The sequence below is a fragment of the Enterococcus sp. 3H8_DIV0648 genome (assembly GCF_002140655.1).
GTDB classification, from domain to species: Bacteria; Bacillota; Bacilli; order Lactobacillales; family Enterococcaceae; genus Enterococcus_A; species Enterococcus_A hulanensis.
Window position 1 is genome coordinate 549,496 of sequence record NZ_NGLG01000002.1, and the last position, 275, is coordinate 549,770.

The 275-nt window shown below is 37.5% G+C and carries 1 protein-coding gene; it reads right to left on the reverse strand.

What is annotated here, in order from left to right; translation table 11 throughout:
- Window positions 1–254: hypothetical protein (locus tag A5875_RS24025; RefSeq protein ID WP_217809359.1), on the reverse strand; the 254-nt coding region annotated here is incomplete at its 3' end.
- Between the last annotated feature and the right edge of the window lie 21 nt (window positions 255–275).

A 275-nucleotide genomic window follows, 5' to 3' on the forward strand; every position in this document is an offset into this window, starting at 1 on the left:
GATTTAGCTTTATATTTTTGATCAGCTGCCTTGCTTATATTACATCTTAGAATTCTTGTACCACTTCTCCCCTTCTTTTCATGACTGCTATTTAAATAGATTTCCCGAAAGTAGCGATCTGCATGTTCGTAATTGTTACTTAAAATGTAACGATCTAATTCTTCTAAAGAACCTTTGATTTCTGCCGTTGACTCAGTTTGAATTATCTGCGCGCATAAACGACTCCCAGTAATAAGAAAGTCTCTTATACACATCTCCGAGCCCACGAGACGCTC